This is a genomic window from Nitrospirota bacterium (assembly GCA_020851375.1).
Classification (GTDB): Bacteria; Nitrospirota; 9FT-COMBO-42-15; order HDB-SIOI813; family HDB-SIOI813; genus RBG-16-43-11.
The window spans coordinates 295693-316425 of sequence record JADZCV010000045.1 but is presented as its reverse complement, the minus strand read 5'-3'; the positions used below and the strand labels follow the sequence as shown (position 1 = coordinate 316425).

At 46.7% G+C, this 20733-nt stretch carries 22 protein-coding genes; 7 read left to right on the top strand and 15 right to left on the bottom strand.

Annotated elements, in window-relative coordinates; translation table 11 throughout:
- Positions 1 to 39: 39 nt before the first annotated feature.
- On the bottom strand, positions 40 to 1350 hold the full coding sequence (der, locus tag IT393_10945; protein MCC7203160.1) for a ribosome biogenesis GTPase Der: 1311 nt from the start codon (positions 1348 to 1350) through the stop codon (positions 40 to 42).
- Positions 1347 to 2552 carry a DUF401 family protein gene (locus IT393_10940; GenBank protein MCC7203159.1) on the bottom strand — a complete coding sequence of 402 codons (1206 nt, stop codon included), beginning with the start codon at positions 2550 to 2552 and terminating at the stop codon, positions 1347 to 1349. The genes der and IT393_10940 overlap by 4 nt, the downstream gene beginning before the upstream one ends.
- 223 nt (positions 2553 to 2775) lie before the next feature.
- On the opposite strand from IT393_10940, the gene IT393_10935 reads away from it, so the two are divergent.
- The 3 genes from IT393_10935 to IT393_10925 all read left to right on the top strand — a co-directional run bounded on the left by IT393_10935 (position 2776) and on the right by IT393_10925 (position 5501).
- On the top strand, positions 2776 to 4290 hold the full coding sequence (locus IT393_10935; protein MCC7203158.1) for a hypothetical protein: 1515 nt from the start codon (positions 2776 to 2778) through the stop codon (positions 4288 to 4290).
- A gap of 95 nt (positions 4291 to 4385) precedes the next feature.
- The gene (locus IT393_10930) at positions 4386 to 4673 is read left to right on the top strand and encodes a carboxypeptidase regulatory-like domain-containing protein (protein MCC7203157.1); all 288 of its coding nucleotides are present in this window, start codon (positions 4386 to 4388) and stop codon (positions 4671 to 4673) included.
- Between the two features lie 3 nt (positions 4674 to 4676).
- Positions 4677 to 5501 carry a hypothetical protein gene (locus IT393_10925; protein MCC7203156.1) on the top strand — a complete coding sequence of 275 codons (825 nt, stop codon included), beginning with the start codon at positions 4677 to 4679 and terminating at the stop codon, positions 5499 to 5501.
- Positions 5502 to 5575: 74 nt separating this feature from the next.
- Here IT393_10925 and IT393_10920 read toward each other — a convergent pair whose 3' ends face one another.
- Positions 5576 to 6247, bottom strand: coding sequence for a DUF1460 domain-containing protein (locus IT393_10920; protein MCC7203155.1), 672 nt, complete (start codon positions 6245 to 6247; stop codon positions 5576 to 5578).
- Between IT393_10920 and IT393_10915 the strand changes: the two genes are divergently transcribed.
- The 3 genes from IT393_10915 to IT393_10905 all read left to right on the top strand — a co-directional run bounded on the left by IT393_10915 (position 6219) and on the right by IT393_10905 (position 10434).
- Positions 6219 to 7601 carry an MFS transporter gene (locus IT393_10915; GenBank protein MCC7203154.1) on the top strand — a complete coding sequence of 461 codons (1383 nt, stop codon included), beginning with the start codon at positions 6219 to 6221 and terminating at the stop codon, positions 7599 to 7601. The genes IT393_10920 and IT393_10915 overlap by 29 nt on opposite strands.
- A 234-nt stretch (positions 7602 to 7835) precedes the next feature.
- Positions 7836 to 9545 carry a SagB/ThcOx family dehydrogenase gene (locus IT393_10910; protein ID MCC7203153.1) on the top strand — a complete coding sequence of 570 codons (1710 nt, stop codon included), beginning with the start codon at positions 7836 to 7838 and terminating at the stop codon, positions 9543 to 9545.
- A 1-nt stretch (position 9546) separates the two neighbouring features.
- A complete protein-coding gene (locus IT393_10905) occupies positions 9547 to 10434 on the top strand; it encodes a hypothetical protein (protein MCC7203152.1) in 888 nt (295 codons plus the stop codon).
- A gap of 4 nt (positions 10435 to 10438) precedes the next feature.
- Here the strand turns inward: IT393_10905 and IT393_10900 are convergent, their stop codons facing one another.
- From IT393_10900 to IT393_10885, 4 genes are all read right to left on the bottom strand, one after another.
- Positions 10439 to 11053, bottom strand: coding sequence for a nucleotidyl transferase AbiEii/AbiGii toxin family protein (locus IT393_10900; protein ID MCC7203151.1), 615 nt, complete (start codon positions 11051 to 11053; stop codon positions 10439 to 10441).
- Positions 10992 to 11183 (bottom strand): hypothetical protein, encoded by a 192-nt coding sequence (locus tag IT393_10895; protein MCC7203150.1) that lies wholly within the window; start codon positions 11181 to 11183, stop codon positions 10992 to 10994. Before IT393_10895 ends, IT393_10900 begins: the two co-directional genes overlap by 62 nt.
- 76 nt (positions 11184 to 11259) lie before the next feature.
- Positions 11260 to 11697 (bottom strand): DUF86 domain-containing protein, encoded by a 438-nt coding sequence (locus tag IT393_10890; protein MCC7203149.1) that lies wholly within the window; start codon positions 11695 to 11697, stop codon positions 11260 to 11262.
- Positions 11694 to 12131: a nucleotidyltransferase domain-containing protein gene (locus IT393_10885; protein ID MCC7203148.1), complete on the bottom strand. Its 438-nt coding sequence runs from the start codon at positions 12129 to 12131 to the stop codon at positions 11694 to 11696. The genes IT393_10890 and IT393_10885 overlap by 4 nt, the downstream gene beginning before the upstream one ends.
- A 340-nt stretch (positions 12132 to 12471) precedes the next feature.
- On the opposite strand from IT393_10885, the gene IT393_10880 reads away from it, so the two are divergent.
- Positions 12472 to 13374, top strand: a complete 903-nt coding sequence (locus tag IT393_10880) for a pirin family protein (GenBank protein MCC7203147.1) — start codon at positions 12472 to 12474, stop codon at positions 13372 to 13374.
- A 15-nt stretch (positions 13375 to 13389) separates the two neighbouring features.
- Here IT393_10880 and IT393_10875 read toward each other — a convergent pair whose 3' ends face one another.
- The 8 genes from IT393_10875 to IT393_10840 are packed head-to-tail and all read right to left on the bottom strand — an operon-like array spanning position 13390 to position 20646.
- On the bottom strand, positions 13390 to 14646 hold the full coding sequence (locus tag IT393_10875) for an anhydro-N-acetylmuramic acid kinase (GenBank protein ID MCC7203146.1): 1257 nt from the start codon (positions 14644 to 14646) through the stop codon (positions 13390 to 13392).
- Positions 14646 to 15512: an N-acetylmuramic acid 6-phosphate etherase gene (gene murQ, locus IT393_10870; protein MCC7203145.1), complete on the bottom strand. Its 867-nt coding sequence runs from the start codon at positions 15510 to 15512 to the stop codon at positions 14646 to 14648. Before murQ ends, IT393_10875 begins: the two co-directional genes overlap by 1 nt.
- Positions 15512 to 16351 (bottom strand): pantoate--beta-alanine ligase, encoded by an 840-nt coding sequence (locus tag IT393_10865; GenBank protein MCC7203144.1) that lies wholly within the window; start codon positions 16349 to 16351, stop codon positions 15512 to 15514. Before IT393_10865 ends, murQ begins: the two co-directional genes overlap by 1 nt.
- A 6-nt stretch (positions 16352 to 16357) precedes the next feature.
- On the bottom strand, positions 16358 to 16849 hold the full coding sequence (gene folK, locus IT393_10860; GenBank protein MCC7203143.1) for a 2-amino-4-hydroxy-6-hydroxymethyldihydropteridine diphosphokinase: 492 nt from the start codon (positions 16847 to 16849) through the stop codon (positions 16358 to 16360).
- A gap of 48 nt (positions 16850 to 16897) precedes the next feature.
- Entirely contained in the window at positions 16898 to 18130 is a 1233-nt protein-coding gene (locus IT393_10855; GenBank protein ID MCC7203142.1) for an LL-diaminopimelate aminotransferase, read from the bottom strand.
- Positions 18131 to 18146: 16 nt separating this feature from the next.
- Positions 18147 to 18956, bottom strand: a complete 810-nt coding sequence (gene dapB, locus IT393_10850; protein ID MCC7203141.1) for a 4-hydroxy-tetrahydrodipicolinate reductase — start codon at positions 18954 to 18956, stop codon at positions 18147 to 18149.
- Positions 18953 to 19837 (bottom strand): 4-hydroxy-tetrahydrodipicolinate synthase, encoded by an 885-nt coding sequence (locus tag IT393_10845; protein MCC7203140.1) that lies wholly within the window; start codon positions 19835 to 19837, stop codon positions 18953 to 18955. The genes dapB and IT393_10845 overlap by 4 nt, the downstream gene beginning before the upstream one ends.
- The gene (locus IT393_10840; protein MCC7203139.1) at positions 19834 to 20646 is read right to left on the bottom strand and encodes a diaminopimelate epimerase; all 813 of its coding nucleotides are present in this window, start codon (positions 20644 to 20646) and stop codon (positions 19834 to 19836) included. Before IT393_10840 ends, IT393_10845 begins: the two co-directional genes overlap by 4 nt.
- Positions 20647 to 20733 lie beyond the last annotated feature (87 nt).

The window sequence follows — 20733 nt, the reverse complement described above, 5'->3', positions numbered from 1 at the left end:
CAGTCATGGCAAGTCATCACCGTTACTTTAACAGACTGACTATTTCCCCCTCGCCATAATCCTTATTGGCACTCCGCCAAACCCCCACCTGTCACGCATGCTGTTTTCTATAAAGCGTTTGATATTTACGCTGATTGCCCCTGGATAATTTACAAAAAGTGTGAATCTGGGAGGCCGTATGCCTGTTTGTGTGGCATAATAAATCTTTAATGCCTTTCCCCTGTAAGTAGACAACGGGAGTCTTGCTGATATTTCTCCGATAAACCTGTTCAACTCCCCTGTTGTTATTTGCCTTGTGTATTCCTCCATTACAGAATGGATTTCAGGGTATATCTTCGCAGCCCGTATACCTGTAAGTGCGGATATGAAAATTACCGGGATGTGGGATAAATGGGGATATTGCGACCTTATATTCTTAGTGTAACTGTCCATGGTCTTTTCATCCTTTTCAACAAGGTCCCATTTATTGATTGCAATAATACACCCTTTTCCAGCGTCTTCGATATATCGGGCTATCTTGAGGTCCTGTACTGCAACCCCCTCCATTGCGTCGAGAAGAAGGATTGCGATATGGCACCTGTCTATGCTCCTCAATGCCCTTATAACACTGTAGTACTCCACCCCTTTGTCTATTCTGGATTGCCTCCTGATACCTGCTGTATCAATGAAGATATACTGCTTTTTATAATAGGAGACGACAGTATCTATGGAGTCCCTTGTAGTTCCCGGGACCGGGCTTGTAACGAGCCTGTCCTGCCCGGTAAGTCTGTTTATAAGCGTGGATTTTCCTGCATTGGGTCTGCCAACAATGGCAATCTTCGGATATTCATCCCCTTCCTGTACCTCTTCCTCTGTGGGCAAAAGCGGAAGAATTGCATCAAGGAGTTCGTCCACATCTGTGCCATGTTCAGCTGAAATCGGATAGAGCTTTTCCACTCCGATCGAGTAGAATTCAGGAAGGTTTGACATCCCCTGTTTGCTGTCTGTTTTGTTTACTGTATAGAAAACAGGCTTGCTGGTTTTTCTCAGCATTCCTGCTATCTCAGCATCAGCGGTTGTAAGCCCCTCTATCCCGTCCATGAGAAATATGATGATGTCGGACTCATTTACAGCGGTTTCTGCCTGCTTCCTCATCTGGGAGAGTATGTAGTCTGATGTTTCCGGTTCGAGGCCTCCGGTATCCACTAAAATAAACTCCCTGCCGCAATATGTTGAATCAGCATAATTTCTGTCGCGTGTTACACCGGGGATATCCTCCACGATGGCGACCCGTTTACCGAGAATACGGTTAAACAGTGTGGATTTTCCTACATTTGGACGGCCTATTATGGCGACAACAGGTTTTTTCATACAGCAACCCACATTACTGCGGCTGTTAACATGATTATACTGCTTGGTATGATCATATATCTGTATATAGTCCCCTTGTCAGCACTGAAGTATTCACCTGTAAGCACAAAACACATATGAACAGGGGAGAACATTACCCCGGTGAAGCCGCTTGCAAAGGCAAAGGCCATATGGCCGATGTCAGGTGAACCGCCGCTCATGGTAATCAGCAGCGGGAAGGTTGCGCCGACAAATGCGATAGTAAGACCAGTGAGCATACCCACAAGGAAAGGGAGAATAAAAAAAAGTATTATCAGTGGGAAGCCTGAGCCCTTGAAAAAAAGTGAAATGCTGTTAACTGAACCGGTTGCATCCAGCATCTCTTTGAAGAAAATTATCCCTGCTATGATGAGAAAGACATTCCACGATATACTTTCCCTGAAGGTATCAACTATCCTTCCCGGAGAATAACGGTGGTAAATGAAAAGCGATACTATGACGATACCCATGGTAATTGCAATATCAATGCGGAATACACCGACAAAGAGTAAAACTGCGCCTATTGGAAGCAGGCTTGTGATGAGCTTTAGTATATAATCCCTGCGCTTTGGCATCAATCCTGTATTGCTGGTGAGGCCTATACCCCTGAAACAAAATAATGTCCCGGTCAGGATTACCATGATTGAGAACGGCAGATGATAGACGATCAATCTGTCGAGTGGAAATCCAGTCAGTGCAGAGGCCAGGATGATGCCAGGGTAGGTGGGCAGGATATATTCCCAGATGTGCCTGAACCAGTAGTTGATAAACCCCTTTCTCTCAGCTGAGATGGAGATGGCGCTGCTTGCCTCTTCCACCAATGGTGCAGAAAAGTATGCACCTCCTATTGATGGGACCATCCCTATTATTGCCGGCGGCGCAGCAAGGACTATCCTGATGTCACGTACGACATGTTTTAGTGCCCCCATCATCTCACTGAATGTCTCAGTCTTTCTCAGGATGTTTTCCATTACCATGATCAGTCCGAGGGCCAGGATCATCTGGATTCCGGTGTAGCCGGTTACTGTTGTGAACAGCACCTTACCCATGTCTGCTAACGACAGCCGGTACAGGAGGGCAAGGCCGAGAGAGCCCGCTATCATGGCCAGGCCTAGATTCAGCTTCCGATTTACAAGGATCAATATTAAGGCAAATATGAATAGTACCTTTAGAACGTCATACATAATTGATGCCACTCCCCAGAACCTGATATAATAACACGATTCATGCCTTTGTGGCAAAGCAAGGATAAGGTTGCTAACGTGATTAGAGGGATTATCAGGTGAACTTTCATGAGCCTCAGGCTCATCAAGGTTCATGCAAACGTCATTCCGCGAAACCTGTCCCCGCTTAAATCATGCGGGGACAGGTTCCGTGGGAATGACGGGTAGACAGGAGCATTTTCAGGTGAACCTGCAGTCAAAACTATATCAGATGATTATCAGCAGGCTCGATGGAGACAGGATATGTGAACATGAATATCAGGATTCTATTGCAGACCTCGTCCGTGAAGGTATTGGCGGCTTCATCATCTTTGGCGGAAATAAGGGGGAGCTGACTCCATTTATTGAAAGGCTTCAGTCAATTGCTGCCATCCCACTGTTTATTGCATCAGATATTGAAAGGGGGGTGGGACAGCAGGTCAAGGGCTATACTGATTTCCCCTGCCAGATGGCGGTCAGGGCTGCGGTTAACAGGGACGAGCCCGTTGACATGGCCCTCCTCAGGGAGGCAGTAAAGGCGGTTGGACTTGAGGCGATTGATGCCGGCATAAATATGCCGCTCATCCCTGTCCTGGACGTGAATAGCAATCCAGATAATCCTATTATCTGTACAAGGTCATTTTCAGATGACCCTGAAGATGTAGCCTTCTTCGGTGCGGAATATATAAGAGTTCTGGAAGGACTAAATCTGATAAGCTGTGCCAAACACTTCCCCGGACATGGTGACACGTCTACAGATTCTCATATATCGCTGCCTGTTATTAAAAAGTCTTATGATGAGCTGTTAAAGTTTGATGCAAGGCCTTTTGCAGAGGCTGTAAAGACCGGCGTCAGTAGTATAATGGCCGGTCACCTGCTGATTCCGTCCGTTGATGATTCTAATCCCTCAAGTCTCTCAAAAAAGATAATAACCGGTATGTTGAGGTCAGAGCTTGGTTTTAACGGCCTGATAATGACTGATGCCCTGAACATGTCTGCAATAAGCGGGATAGAGAATGCGGTCGCAAAATGTCTTAATGCAGGTGTTGATATACTGCTGCATCCCTCAGATGCAGGCCAGACTGTAACAGAACTTTCAGAGGCTGTAAGGTTAAACCTTCTTTCCGAAAAGACCATAGATACAGCCATGGACAGGATATTAAAGACAAAACAGCGACTGTCACAAATCAAGAGGGTAGAGATTGATTTACCCCGCCATGCAGGCATTTCAAGTCGCATAACAGAAATGTCTGTAACATTGATACCAGCAGCAGGGGGGCAGGTCTTGCATTCTGGCATTTTAGTAAAATGCCAGAATGCAAGGCCTGCCCCCTTTGGGGTAAGTCTGATGATAGCCGGGGAAGAGGAGTGGTGCGATAAGATATTATGGACATCCCGGCTTGGCCCTGAATTAATTTCAGGAACTCAGGTGATGACTGGTGAGGAGATTGTTATAATTGCCATCTTTACAAAGGTTGCAGCCTGGCGTGGCAGTGCAGGGATAGATGACAAATCAGGGAAACAGATAACCGGACTAATCAAAAATGCCGGGACATCAATCGTCATCTCCTTTGGCAGCCCTTACATCCTGAGTCATTTCAGTGATGCTGATATCCTGATTGCCGCGTATGATGTAAACGTAAATGCTCAGGAGGCTGTAATAAGATGCCTGAAGGGTGAGGAACAATTCAGGGGGAGGCTTCCGGTAAATTTATCATAATGTTTTGCGTCCTGTGACCTTGACATTACCCCTGCTCTGACCATAAAATAGGCAACATCCTGATTACACTTAATAATTACCGGAGGGAGATATCAATGAAACGATATTGTATGATATTAGCGATTATGATTGTCATGATCTGTCCTCTTACAGCAGGGGCCTCTGAGCTTTATGGCACGATCTGGTACAAGGGAAAGCCATTACAGAATGCAGAGATTACGATAAAGGACAACAAGATCAAGACGAACAGCCTTGGATATTATTCCATCAGACTCGATCCCGGAACCTATACGCTCGGGATAAAACTCCCTGACGGCAAGGTCAGAGAGGAAAAGGTGGACATCTTCCCGCAGGATACAGAGAAAAACCTGAAGCTGGAGTAAACTGTGGAGACAAACAAGCCCCCCATAACCAGCCGGTTTGACATCATTACCAAAACGGTGACTGCCATCGGCGCCCTGCTTGCCGGTATCTTCATCCCTGTAGTAATTAACTATAACCAGGAGAAAAATCGTGAGACTCAGTTGTACGTTCAGATCATGACCCAGCGTGAGCAGTCAGACAGCGCACTCAGGTCCCAGATGTTTAATTCCCTGATATCATCATATTTCGGACAGGATATTGTAAGAGACCCGGAGAAGCAGATGATGTATCTCCATCTGCTTACCCTGAACTTTCAGGAATTTTTTGATGCCAGACCCCTGTTTGAAGATCTTGATAACAAGGTTACACCAGCTCAAAGGTCAAGGCTGATCTCTATTGCACGGGACGCGGCAGACCGTCAGGTGAACATGCTCACCAAGCCTGAAAACGAACCCATTGAAATGATCCTGTGCGTGGAAGAGACCGAAGGATGCAAGAGGATGGACACATTTACTATCAGGGGAAAGAAAAAAAGCTCATTTAAATTTTCCGTATTGCTCCGGCAGGTTTCTTCTTCCGAGGCCCGTGTGAGGGTGAGTTCTGCTGAGGATAGCTTCAATTTCAAGACTGTAGAGATCGGTGTTTCTTATTTTGACACACCGTTTATGAATAATACGAAGCTGATTGACGGCAGCAGGTTTTCCTTTGTCCTCAGGAACATGGACCCAGTGAGGCAGATGGCCACCATCGAGGTTGTCACCTTCCCGGAAGAGTACATGAACCTGCGGGACCGTCCCTATTTTGACGAGATGTTGTCAAGGCTGGGGTCAAAGGAGCACAGTCAGTGAGGTTGCCTTCACAAAACTACACCCTTATTCTATTTTACTTGAATAAGATACTATAGATGGGAGCATTATTTAAGTTAAAGGTATCTCAGAACTATAAGACCGGGCTTCCTTTCTAAATAATCTTTCAAATCTTCATCCAGCACCTGTCCAGTCGCTTTACGTGATGATGCATGGCGAAGATGGATTTTTCTTTCATCTTTTATAATAATTCCGGTATGGCTTACGTCCAACCCCCCCCTGTCAGAATAAATTCCCACGTAATCACCTGTTCTTAGTTTTTCAACAACTTTATCATCTACTGCATCAGCAGGTATGCAGGCGAGTTCCCGCTCCGTGGGGGGGATGCCGTTGAGCAGATATGTCCCGTCAGGGTTCAGATTCAATCGCTTAATGATTTTTCTACTCCTTATCCCTCCTATTAATGTTGTTACATCTTTCACTGTCCGGGGGCTGTATGCGGTCCAGTCAGTAAAGAAGTGCCTCCTGTTTTTATAAGATACTTCCCCGTCCCTGTATCTGACCTTCTTAAGATTCTCTGTAAATTCCTTAAATGAGCCGGAAAGACGCATTGCCTCAATGTATTCTATGAACGTCATGCAGTCCATCCCTTCAAGGTTTATGACCAGGGCTTCCGGGATGGTTATGCTGCCAGTCAGGGTTGATTCCTTGTATGGTATATTGAGGAATTGACCTGAGATGTACCCTATGCGCTCACCGATGTCAGTAATTGCAGCGGTCTTATGCAAAAGATCGTCTAAAAGTGCTATTGTCCATTTACCCAAGTATGTTATCATTCGTATCAGTTTATGCTATTTCCCTCTGAAAATACAAGGAGGCGATGGGTTGTTAAGTTCGGTGCGAAATGACATCGTAAAGGTATTTACCAGCCGCAATATTGCCGTATTGTCATTACTCGGATTTTCCTCCGGGCTCCCCCTTGTCCTTACATCAGGCACACTTCAGGCGTGGATGGCTGTTGCCGGCGTTGACCTCCGTTCAATCGGTATATTTTCTCTCGTTGGCCTTCCCTACACACTCAAGTTTCTCTGGTCTCCCCTTATGGACAGATATGTCCCGCCTCTTTTTGGGCGGCGCAGGGGATGGATTATCCTGACACAGATCGGGGTCATGCTTGGTTTACTGTTGATGAGTATGGGCTCCCCTAAGGATGACCTGATGTTTTTTGGCATCGTTGCCCTTATGGTTGCCTTCATTTCTGCATCTCAGGATATTGTGTCTGACGCATACCGCACTGACATACTCAGCGACCAGGAGCGTGGGTTAGGCGCAGCGGTTTTTGTCACAGGATACCGTATAGCAATGCTTGTAGGTGGCGCGCTGGCGCTTATTTTCTCTGACCAGATCGGATGGAAGAATACTTATCTCCTCATGGCAGGATTGATGCTCGCTGGGATTGTTGCTGCATTTATTGGTAAAGAGCCGGACAATAATATCCTCCCGCCCGGGACGCTTCAGGAGGCAGTAGGGGGTCCTCTTAAAGACTTCTTTTCCCGCGAATATGCTGTGGTAATGTTGGTCCTCATAGTGCTTTATAAGCTATGTGATGCATATGCCGGTACAATGACTACCCCCTTCCTCATCAGAGGCATGGGTTTTACTGCAACAGATGTTGGTACAATTAATAAGGGATTAGGACTTCTCTCTGTCATCTTTGGCGCTATGGCAGGGGGGACACTGATGATCAGGCTTGGCCTCTTCCGCTCTCTCCTCTTTTTCGGGATATTGCAGGCACTGTCTAATTTCTCATTTATGGCGCTTGCGTTGACAGGGAAAAGCTACGGCATGCTGGTCTTTGCTGTGGCATTTGAGAATTTCAGCGGTGGGATGGGGACAGCGTCATTTATTGCCCTGCTTATGGCCTTATGCAATCAGCGTTTCAGCGCAACACAATATGCCCTGTTATCATCCCTTTCTGCGCTTGGCAGGACATTCCTTGCCCCGACCTCAGGATATCTGGTAGAATCAGTCGGGTGGGCCTCATTTTTTATTATTACAGCGGTATCGGCAGTCCCGGGCTTATGGCTCTTATGGAGATTGCGCGGGACAATAACTGAAATTAAGACAGGTGAACCGTCATGAGCCCTTCGACTGTTCGGCAAGCTCACAACTCAGGGCTCTCAAGGTATTATGAAAACGTCATTCCCGCGTAAGCGGAAATCGAGACCGATGGCTTAGTTCTGGATTCCTGCTTCCGCGAGAATGACGGGTATATAGGAGCATTTTATGATGATGTTTCTAAAATATAATTCTTTGTGCCCTTTGTGTCTTTGTGGTAAACAGAGGGGATATTTGGATGAAGGCAGGTGAACCATAATGGATCTGGAGAGCAGAGTTCAGAAGGTCATAGAGTATCATGAGCGTACCAAACACTACCCGGACAACTACGCAAGGTCTCCTGGCCAGCTCGACTGGGCAAACCAGCCTACGCCTTTTATAAGATACGAGGGGGCACCTGTCATAGAGTTTCCTTTTATGGCAAAGGATCCTGACACCAATTACTTCGGGATTTATGACAGGAGGGGGAACCCGCCTAAATATTTTACCTTTGAAAATGTCGGCGCCTTCCTTGAGTTATCCGTGGGGCTGTCTGCATGGAAATCAATGTCAGGTGATACCTGGGCGCTCCGTATCAATCCGTCAAGCGGGAACCTTCATCCCACAGAGGTACATCTGATACTGCCGCCGCTAAAGGAATCTGAGGATTGCGGCGGGCTCTATCACTATAATCCATACCGTCATATAGTAGAGTGGCGGGCTGCCTTTGATCAATCTCTATGGTCGAAGGTAATCTCCCATTTTAAGACAGAAGGCTTTTTTGTTGCACTGAGCAGTATCTACTGGAGGGAGGCCTGGAAATATGGTGAGCGGGCGTTCCGGTATTGTAATCATGACGTAGGGCATGCCCTGGCCTGTCTGAGCTTTTCAGCGGGTCTTTCCGGATGGAAGGTGACGTATCTGAATGCCGTGGCAGACAAGGACATTGAAACGATACTTGGGTTCCCCAGGACGGCATGGATAGAGCATGAGAAAGAGGAGGCAGACCTGCTCTGTTTTGTCCACAGGGATACGGAAACTGAAGTGCCTGCAGGCATACCGGACGAAATAATTGCAGAGTTTAAGAAACTTCCTTGTATAGGAGATCCGGCATTTCTGAGTGAGGAGCATGTGGTGTGGGAGGTGATTGATGATGTTTCGGCTGCAACAGTCAAAGAGACGGCTTCAGCCAGACAGGTTTTATGTGGTGGCAGTGAATTTCTTGAAAAGGAAATCACAGGGGTCCATGCGGCAGACATCATACGGCAGAGGAGGAGCGGTCAGTCTTATGATGGGGAGACGGCAATCAGCAGAAACGATTTTCTTGCCATACTCGACAAGACGATTCCGCGTCAGTCATGTGCACCGTTTGATGTTAATATTGGCGATGCTTCGGTGTGTCTGTTAATATTTGTTCATCGTGTGACGGGGCTTGAGCCTGGACTCTATTTTCTTTTCAGAAATAATATGCAGGTAAACTCCCTCCCCCCTTTAGAAAAGGGGGGTAAGGGGGGATTTGAAAAGTTGCTGAGTGTAGAAGAAGAAATATCTCAGTTCATGGGCAAATGCAGGTCCGATTTCTTATGGGAGAAGGTTCAGGAGGTTCCGGATACGTTACCGTTATACTTGCTCAGGAAAGGAGATTACAGGCAGGAGGCAGCTTATATAAGTTGTGATCAGGAGATAGCCGGCGACGGCGCATTTTCGATAGGGATGCTCGCAAGGTTCAGGGATAATATAGAGAATGAACCGCACTCCTACAGGCGACTCTTCTGGGAGGCGGGAATGATCGGACAGGTACTCTATCTTGAGGCAGAGGCGCATGCCATGCGTGGTACAGGCATCGGGTGCTACTATGATGACCTTGTACATGAGCTGCTTGGCCTTACGGACAATACCTATCAGGATATCTACCATTTTACTGTGGGCAAGGCACTGGAGGACACAAGGATTACGACGCTTTCTCCGTATGGTCATTTAAAGAGGTAGAATGAATATTATTGACATCCATACGCACGGCATAGGAGGCTACGACACCCGGACATCCAATCCGCAAGACATACTCAGGATGGCTGAGATACAGGCATCACTTGGCGTTAGTGCGATTGTCCCGGCTATTTATCCTGATGCCATAGATGTAATGCGTAATAACATAATTGCTGTGAAGTCTGCTATGGAGATGCAAAGGTCAAAGGCGAGGGGGAGCGACAACCTTCATGTCCGGCCTCCGGAAGCTGCCATCCTCGGTGTCCATCTCGAAGGACCTTTTCTTAATTCAAAAAAATGCGGCGCACTCAAATCTTCATCGTTCATTGAGCCAAATGAATCCAATCTTAGAAAAATTATTGATGGCTTCGAAGACATTGTGAAGATAATAACAATAGCCCCTGAGCTGAATGGTTCCCTTAAACTCATAAAAAAGATGTCTGACATCGGCATAATTGCCAGCATGGGACATTCAGATGCAACGTATGCAGAGGCAGAGGCTGGCTTCAAAGCAGGTGCCAGGGGCATCACTCACATATTCAATGCTATGCGGGGTATTCACCACAGAGAGCCTGGAATTGCCGGATTTGGACTTCTTAATAAACATATATATGTAGAGGTCATCGCAGATCCATACCATCTCAATGAGAAAACCCTGGAACTGATCTTCAGGACAAAGAATCCTGACAGGATAATCCTCGTGTCAGATTCAGTAAAAGAGACAAAAACATCGGGCGCGAATCACGGACATGGCGTGATGGACGATGCCGGCAGGCTCCATGGAGGCTCTCTAACCCTTGCAGAATCGGCACAAAGATTGGCAGAACTGGGATACTATAGAGACATTATTGAGGGGTGCACAGACAGAAACCCCCGTAAGTATATTTCCTGATTCTTCAGATTAATTCATCAGATGTATCTTCAGCAGGTTCTTCATGTTGCGCATTGGAAAGAAGCTGTTCCAGCTTTTTATTCCTGCTTATTTTCTTTGCCAGCTCCATGGTCTTTTCCTTTTCTTCTTCGGTCATCAGTTGTATGAGAGTGACCAGGTCACCTGCATCCTTGTATCCTGTAGATCTTAACTTCAGTGCTGCAAGGTAAGGCTTTGTTACAACCGGTATTGGGATACCTTCCATGGGGAGGGCAGAGCGAATGGCATCTAATTCCCACTTATATTTAGCAATCAGGAAATCTATTCTAATAAATTCACCAATAGTATCTTCTATAAATATAACGTCATGTTTAAAAGGATCATCATGGATTCTACTTCCCTGAATCAATTCGACATGAAATCGCTCCGGAAGGTATTTTATCAAGAGGGTTACTAACTTTGAAGAATCTCTTGTGGAATGGATAATATTAGAATAGACACAGAAGTCAATATCAAGGGTTGTCCTCTCAACACCATGTAAGACAGCGGCATATCCCCCGATTAATGCAATATCTATATCAGCCGGAAAATTTTTGATAATGTCTTGGATTATTTTTAAGGTATCTTCTATAGATTTCATGTTCTGTTATGCCTTCTGCCTTTGCCTTTATGGCAATTATTTCCATCAGGAGTTGATGCATAATCTCCATCCTCTCGAGAGGTGAAAACTTGAGAAATTTCCTCTGGCCATATTCTTTTCTTTTATCCATTGGCGATATCATATGTTGCATTATATCACTATGGGACACGACAGTCGAATTGCAGAAGAAGGAACAACGTGAGTTATTATGCCCCGTTCTTACTGCAAATGGCCAGATAAGCATCAATATGTTTAGCGAACTGCCTGAAGTCATCTAACTGATTCTGCAATACATGATAGACCTTTGTGAGGTCTACTGCAGCGTACTCATGAACCAGTATATTTCTAAAACCTGCCATCCCACGGATAGATTGTGAAAATGCTTTGGGGATAACGCCCTGTTCTCCAAGTTTGTCAATAACGTCTACATAATCTTCGATCTCGTGTTCACCGAGTGCTGCGAGTATATTGTTTCCTGTATCAATCACGGTTTGCACAGCGATTTGGAGGCCATGCTCAACAGACCATGCCTTTGCCCTGTCCTCCTGCAACTCCTTCAGTGAATAGCCTCGAAGGCGTTCCAGTGTATGTATGCAAGTTTCCAGTTCTCCAAGTTTTCTTCTGATAAGCGTTGTGTCTATCACCGTTTGCCGTATGTCCCGTTTTTCAGTCGTTCAGATATGTATCTTTGTTGAGTACCGATGAGTCTCTTTACGTCGTTATACCTTGATATAGTCTTTACCTGGAAATCTATTCTTGCAGTCTCGGACCTTGAGAGGATGATTTTGCCATATCGAATGACCTGAAATCTAAGGAAGGGAGGTGCCTCATTGAGGATCACAAGGTCAATGCTGTTTGTTCGGAGACCTTTCATTAGATGTGATAGAAGTTCTGAGCGGTAGCCGTAAGGATATCCTTCTTCTGATATATTCCCGTTAATGAGAACAGCGATATCTATATCGCTGTGAGAGGTGGGGGTACCCTTTGAAAAAGATCCGAAGAGATAAGCCAGGGCAATCTCTTCCCTCGGGGAAAGGAGGGTTTTAATCTCTTCAATTAATGTTTGACGACTCTCCATGATATGGCCTGCTCCATTACTGTATTCGGAAGTTTATCGGATTGAGGAAACAGAGTCAAGCAATCCATATCTATAGGTGAACCGTCATGAGCCTCTGGCTCACCAAGGTTTATGAAAACGTCATTCCCGCTTACGCGGGATTCCAGACCGAGGCCTGGTTCTGGATTCCCACTTCCGTGGGAATGACAGGTATACAGGAGCATTTTTGAATGATGTATCTAAAATATAATTCTTTGTGTCCTTTGTGTCTTTGTGGTAAATAATGGGGTTTTTCGGATGAATAAGATTGACACTGTCGTGACAGGTGGCGGATAATAATAATGGGAGACGAAGTTTTGTTATGATAAAGAACAGAAGGATCAGGAAGGTGTTCAAAAGCAAGCCCACGCTGGAAGGGGCCGGGGTCCATCTCAGGCGGGTCTTTGGATTCAGCGAAGTGCCGTTGTTCGACCCGTTTCTGTTGATGGACGATTTTCGAAATTCGGACCCGGAACGATACATCAAAGGGTTTCCATGGCACCCCCATCGTGGTATCGAGACGATCACGTATGTTCTCAGGGGTGATGTGGAGCACGGGGACAGTATGGGTAATAAGGGTGTCATATCGTCCGGTGATATGCAGTGGATGACGGCCGGGAGCGGCATTATCCACCAGGAGATGCCGCTCGGGGACGACGACGGTGTGATGGAAGGTTTTCAACTATGGGCCAACCTCCCTAAATCTCATAAGATGATGGCCCCCAGGTATCGCGACATCAAAAGTCCGCAGGTGCCTGAGGTGACGACTACGGGCGGCGCTAAGGTCAAGATCATTTGCGGGGCAGTGGAGGGTAGAGAGGGACCGGTAAGGGACATAGTCATTGCCCCGGAATACCTCGATGTCACGCTCCCGGCACATTCCGGGTTTACCCACAGCACAAGCCGGGGCCATACGGTCTTTGCCTATGTCATCGGTGGCAAGGGTGTCTTTTGCAGTGAAAAGGACCCTTTTGCTTATGATGCCGAGGGAGAAAACTATTTCGACATGGAACGGGATTCATTTATCCACAACGGTACAGCGGTGTTATTCGGAGATGGTGACCAGGTGACTGTTGCAACACAAGGCGAACCGGTCCGTTTTCTTCTCATATCAGGCAAACCTATCGGTGAGCCGGTTGCCTGGTATGGTCCGATCGTGATGAATACAGAGGAAGAGCTGAAGACCGCGTTTGAAGAATATCGAAACGGCACGTTTATCAGGTAGAAAGAGCGATAGGTTTCAGTTCGTGCAATAACGTGAAGGCAATGTTGCCTTGCCCAGTATTACCCCGTGTCGCGCTCCGGTTACTGATGGTACATTCCCCTGTTTGCGGTTCATCGAGAGGTAGCCGAGTATGGCAAAGCTTACAGCCTCTTTTGCCTGTGGCGGGATGCCGTAACAGGAGATTTCACTTAACCTGATGGCGCTGTCATTAAAGTGGCCATGTATAAGTTCTGTAAGGAATCTGTTTTTTACACCTCCGCCGGTTAATATGATTTCCTCCGGTCTGGATTTGATTATAGAGTCATAAATAGTCCTGGCAGTAAGGTGGGTGAGTGTCGAGACGATATCCTGATATTCAAACTTCTTATACCTTTTTAATATATCTTTTGCCATCCCGGCGCCGAAGGTTTCCCTTCCTGTTGATTTGGGCGGCCTTTTCTTAAAGTAGGGGTGAGAGAGTAATTCGTTAAGCATTTTGGGGACAGGCCTTCCTGACCTTGCAAAAGCCCCGTTCCTGTCGAATGATTTCTCTCCTTTGAAAATAAGCAGCATGGCTTCATCAATCAGAGAGTTACCTGGACCTGTGTCAAATGCAACCGTCTCATCTATCTTGTCCCTGATGGTCGTAACATTTGCAATGCCTCCGATATTCAATATAGCCGTTACTTTTCCTGATCTTCTGAAGAGGAGATAGTCTGCCATGGGGACGAGCGGGGCGCCCTGTCCGCCGGCGGCCATGTCTGCAGTCCTGAAATCAGAGATGGTCAGTATACCTGTACGTTCTGCAATGACCGATGCCTCGCCAATCTGGAGTGTTGAACCATGTCGTCCGCCTGATGGCGGGATGTGATAGATGGTCTGGCCATGGGAGGCAATGGCGTCTATGTCTGAAGGACTATGACCGCTTTCTTTCAGCAGGGACAGTACGGCATTTGCAAAAACCGCACCGAGTTCGAAGTTGAGGCGGCAGATTAGCTCAGTGTTACCATTAAATGCCTTCCTGATTTCATTCCTTAAGGGTTTGCGGTAGGGGAGATGGATATGCCTTATTAGTCTTGCAGTAATTTCACCTGAAAGTCCCGCTTCATTGTCATTCCGCACCTGTTTCGGGATCTCCTTTTCCGGCTTCGTTTGAGATCCTGAAACAAGTTCAGGATGACACATAGCACGTTTAGGGTGACACACCTCAATTTCTACGAGCGCTGCATCCACCCCGTCATGCGATGTCCCGGACATAAGTCCGATGATACGAATTTGTTTTGCTGCCTGCATCACCCCTCAAGGGCCTTTCGCAGGGAATCTTCGCTACTTTTCAACACTTCCTTTGCATCATTTAAATTAAGCCCCTTCATATACATCAGTATGGCGGTCTTTGCGTTTTCACCGGATTTTTCAAGAAATACCTCCGCCTCCTCGCTGCTGCAGCCGGTGATTCCCTGTATAATGTTGAGAGCCCTTTTTCTCAATTTCCTGTTTGAAGGGATGACATCCACCATGTAGCCTTTATATACCTTGCCCAGTTTGATCATTGCGGCAGTAGATATCATGTTAAGAACGATCTTGGTAGCGGTTCCAGCCTTTAGCCTTGTTGACCCGCCTATCATTTCCGGTCCAACAGAAAGATTGATTATACCGTCAGGGAAATCCAGTGTAACCTCATTGCAGACAAGAAGCCAGCATTTGGATCCTCTGCGCTTTGCCTCCTTCAGTGCGGCTATCGTATATGGCGTTGAGCCGCTTGCAGTAATGCCAAGCAGCATATCTCTGTTGCCAATGCCTGATACATCCTTCCTTCCGGCATCCTCATCATCCTCAGCGCCTTCAACCGCTAAGGTTATAGCCCTGTCGCCGCCTGCTATGATTGCCCTTACCACTTCCGGAGACACTCCGAATGTCGGGGGTATTTCTGATGCATCAAGGACTCCAAGCCTCCCGCTTGTGCCTGCGCCTACATAGATAAGACTCCCGCCTGATTGTATTGCCGAAACAGCATCATTAATAGCTGCTGTTATGGGCCCTTTTGCACTGTTGATTGCATTCATTACCCGCAGATTATCATAATTCATACGTGTGATTATTTCATCTGCAGACAGGGAGTCCAAATGTTCTGAATGTGGGTTAATGTCGTCGTTATACATTACAATATAATATTATCAATCAGTCGTGAATTGCCGATACGGGCTGCTATTGCTATGACTGTGCCTTTTCTGGCATCTGTTTCTTCTTGAAGCGTCTCCGGATGGATGACGGCAACATACTCAGTCTTAATGGAAGGTTCTTCATTAATAATGCCTGTGACCGCATCCCGGAGTCTTCCAGAGTTTCTTTCACCCTGTTCAAACAGGGATATTCCCGCTTTTAAAGAGCGATAGATAACCGCCGCAGACTGCCTCTCAGTTTTACTCAGATACCTGTTCCTTGAACTCATGGCAAGGCCGTCTGCTTCACGCACTGTTGGCAGTACTACTACCTCAGTATCCACGTTCAGGTCTTCTGACATCCTCTTTATGATGACTGTCTGTTGATAATCTTTCTGTCCGAAGAATGACTTGTGTGGCTTAATTATGTTAAACAGTTTCAGTACCACAGTTGCCACACCACGGAAATGACCCGGCCTTGTTATACCGCATAACACTTTAGAGAGATTCTCAACTGATACATATGTCGTGAATCCCTGCGGGTAGATATCAGAAGCTGATGGAGTGAAGAGAATATCTGCCCCTGCAGATCCACAGATTTCTGTATCGCCCTGTATGTTCCTGGGGTATTGATTGAAATCTTCTTTTGGACCAAATTGAACGGGGTTTACAAATATGGAAACAACAACAACATCCGATTCCTTCTTTGCATGTTCAATGAGGCTTAAATGTCCCTGGTGAAGAGCGCCCATGGTCGGCACAAAGCCTATCGTCTTTCCAGCCTCACGGAGTTCAGCGGCATGATGCTGCATTTCCGTTGTGCTATGAAAAATTATCACCTTTTTTCAGCATTCCCTGTAAACGTCTACCTTATGCGCATCATTGAGATTCTTCAGGATGTCGGTTACTGTCTTGTTAATTCCAGGATGTATAACGTCTGGCGCTATCTCAACAAGCGGGATAAGCACGAACCGCCTCTTGTCCATGTTTGGATGAGGGATCGTAAGTTCCTCGTCTTCGATTACGGCATCGTTATAGAGGAGTATGTCGAGGTCAATAATCCTCGGCCCCCATTGCATAGTCCTTGTTCGTCCCATCTGTTCTTCTATTGCCTGACAGTGTTTGAGGAGTTCGTAGGGTGGCATTGTGGTCATCACTTCAACAACGCAGTTTAAAAACCAGTCCTGGCCGACGTAACCTATCGGCTCAGTGACATACAGGGAAGATGACTTTATTATCTTTATGTCAGTCCTTTTGCCCAGACATTCCAATGCCTCTGATATGTGTTTCTTGCGGTCACCAAGGTTGGTGCCGATGCCGATAAATGCATCTATCAAGACAGCCGCCACCGCTCAAAAAATGGTTAGTAGAAAAGCAACAGGCCGTCAGAATTCGAATCTTGTATCTGACAGCCTTCTCCTGACCTCATTCAAAATCCTTGTTTCATCAGACAGATCCTTTGCAATAAAGGTCGCAGAGAACCTGACATAACTGCCGGCATCATCCCAGGGTACTGACGAAATGAGTTTATCCTTTATCAGAAACTCTGAAAAGTCTTCAGCAGAATTGAAAATGGTGCCGGATTTTGTGCGTTTTGGAATTTTCACATAGAGATAGAATGACCCCTTCGGCATTCTTGCAGAGAATCCTGCAGAATTGAGTGTTTCAACGAGTGCATTCAACCGCCTTTCATATTTTCTGCTGATATCTGTTGTAAGCGATGCATTATCAAGCGCATATGCTCCAGCCTTCTGAATTGCCTTGAACTGGCCCGAATCATAGTTGTCTTTTACAAATCCATAGGCATTTACGACCTTTTCATTGCCGGCAACAAAGGCTATACGCCATCCTGTCATATTGAACGCCTTGGACAGGGAGTGTATCTCTATACCTACCTCTTTGGCGCCGGGGATGGACAGGAAGCTTAATGGTTTCCCTTCAAAATTGAGTGCAGCATATGCCGCATCATGAACAACGATAATATTGTTGTCTGATGCAAACCTGACGACCTTCTCAAAGAACTCCTGCGTGGCTGCCCCTCCGGTAGGATTGTTCGGATAATTGAGATAGAGTAGTTTCGCCCTATCAAGTATGGACCTGCCGATTGAGTCAAGATCAGGCAGAAAATCATTTTCTTCCTGAAGCGGCAGATTTACAACCTCTCCGCCATACCACTTTGTGTGGGTGCCCATAACAGGATAACCAGGGACTGTCATAAGTGTAATGTCGCCATGATTGACAAAAGCAGATGGAAGCATGGCAAGCGCCGGTTTTGAGCCTATTCCGTGAATTATCTCCCTGCCCGGATCAAGTCCCTTGACAGCGTAAACGCTTTCCATATACCTGGCCGCAGCCTCCTTGAATTCTGCAATGCCATTGTCAGCATATCCCCTGTTTTCCCATTTTGCGCACTCCTTCTGCATGGTATCCACAATCCCTGGCGGGGCCATGTCATCGGGTTCTCCTACTCCGAGGTCAATCAATTCTGTTCCGGGATTTGCTTTAAGTGCAGCAGTCTTGGCCCTCTTTATCTTCTCGAATTTGTATATCTTGTCTTCCCTGCCGAATCTGCTCCCGCCTATTCGCCCGGCAAACAAATTCTGAATCGTATCTTCCATCAGTAAAAAACCTCCGTTACTTTTTTAATCCCAGCACGTCCATCATGTCATACATGCCAGGCTTTTGTTTTACAACCCACACGGCAGCCCGAACAGCCCCATTGGCAAAATTATCACGGTTTTGCGCCTTGTGTGTGATCTCTATCCTTTCGCCTGTTCCGCAAAACATTACTGTATGGTCGCCTACTATGTCGCCTGCCCTTATGGACTGTACACCTATTTCTTTTTTGTCCCTCTCTCCGGTGATGCCGTGGCGGCTGAACTTTCCAACGGCTGACAGATCCCTCCCGAGAGAAGACGCAATGATATTGGCCATTTTCATCGCTGTTCCGCTCGGCGCGTCTTTCTTATGCCTGTGATGCGCCTCAACAATCTCAACGTCGTATTCATCACCAAGCACCTTTGCAACGTCCTGTATGAGCCTGAATACGATATTGACACCTACACTCATGTTGGGGGAAAAGACGCACGGTGTTTTCCCTGAGGCCAGTTTCCGGAGATTTTCTTCCTCGTCCTTTGTAAATCCTGTGGAGCCTATTACCCATGCCTTGCCTGTTGCAGCCACCTTTGCCATGTTGGCCAGTGCAGCCGCAGGATTAGTAAAATCAATGACAACATCACCCCTGTCCACGATATTCTCGAGGTCATAGACAATCCTGACTTTCATTGGACCTATTCCGGCCACTTCTCCAGCATCTTTTCCAAAAAGCGGATGACCTTCCTGTTCAACGGCACCAACGACATCAATCCCGTCAGTTTGATGTATCGCACGTATTATGCTGCAGCCCATGCGGCCTGCAGCCCCTGTAACAATTGCCCTGATCATCTGATTAATCCGTGTAATGACAAAGCCAGCCTGAGTTTATCCTTGTTTGCCTCTGCCATGCCGCAGAGCGGGAGCCTCATCTCCTCTGTGCATCTGCCCATCATTGCGAGTGATGTCTTGACAGGGATAGGGTTTGTCTCTATAAACATAATCTGGTGCAGGTCAAAGATGCTGTAATGAATCTGACGGGCCCTTGCAATATCTCCCGATTCAAAGGCATCCCACATATCTCCCATCTCTTTAGGGACTATATTGGCTGTAACAGATATCATTCCCTTTCCACCGGCAGCAAGAATCGGGAAGTTTATTGCATCTTCGCCTGACAGTATTGAGAGCCTTTCTCCGCAAAGCCTGTATATCTCGCAAATCTGAGTCATGGAGCCGCTCGCCTCCTTGATTCCGACTATGTTGTCTATCTCTGCAAGTCTTGCGACTGTTGAAGGGAGCATGTTAACCCCGGTCCTGCCAGGCACATTGTATGGGATTATCGGGATATCCACCTCTTTGGCAATTGCACTGAAGTGCCTGTACAACCCCTCCTGGGTAGGTTTGTTATAGTACGGTGTAATTAACAGGGCTGCATCAGCCCCGCACTCTCTGGCGAATTTTGTAAAGTAGACTGCCTCGTCAGTGCTGTTTGAGCCGGTGCCGGCAATCACCGGAATTCGGCCTGAGGCTGCCTCTACAGCCAGTCTTACAACCCTGTTATGCTCCTCGTTTGACAGTGTCGCAGACTCGCCGGTAGTGCCGCAGGGGACTATTCCGTCAGTGCCATTTGCTATATGAAATTCAATAAGCTCAACGAAGGCCTTCTCGTCCACCTTGCCATCTTTAAATGGCGTTATTATTGCCACCATAGAGCCGTGAAATAATTTCTTCATTCCATTTCTCCGCTGAATACCGTCACAGCAGGGCCGGTCATGTAGACATGATTGCCCTTTGCATCCCAGTTAATCCGGAGATTTCCACCCGGAAGACGGACAGTAACGTCTCTTCCTGTATAGCCGTTAAGATAAGAAGCCACTGCTGAGGCGCAGGCGCCGGTACCACAAGCCAGTGTCTCTCCAGCCCCCCGTTCCCATACGCGGACAGTAATCTCTTCCCTGTTTTCAATCATAACAAATTCGACGTTAATACGCTTTGGAAAAAGGGGATGATTTTCGATCTTTGGTCCATACTTGTCTATCTGAAGGGATTGAACATCCTGCATGAATACGACTGCATGGGGATTGCCCATTGAGACGCAGGTAATCTTGAAATCCATGTCTTCTATATGCAGTGGGTGTCCCATTATCCTGCCGTCCAGGTTAACAGGTATGGCAGGACCGTCGAATATGGGTTCACCCATATCTACCTGTATCATCGCCCCTTTTTTTACAGGTTTTATTATGCCGGCCAGCGTCTCAACCGTGAGTTCATCTTTTGAGGAGATATCGTTATCCCAGATGAATTTTGCAAAACACCTGATACCGTTGCCGCACATCTCAACCTGAGAGCCATCCGCATTATAGATATCCATGCGGAAATCCGCTGACCCTGAAGGGTAGAGTATCAGAGCCTGATCAAAACCGATTCCAGACCTGCGGTCTGAATATTCCCTGCAAAATGTGCTTAACTGAGGCAATTCCTGATTCCTGGCATCAATCACAATGAAATCATTGCCAAGACCATGCATCTTTGTGAATTTCAGCTTCATCTAAAAATTCCCATTCAAATCCCCCCTATCCCCCCTTTAGTAAAGGGGGGAACTTTACTAAAGGGGAACTAAGGGGGATTT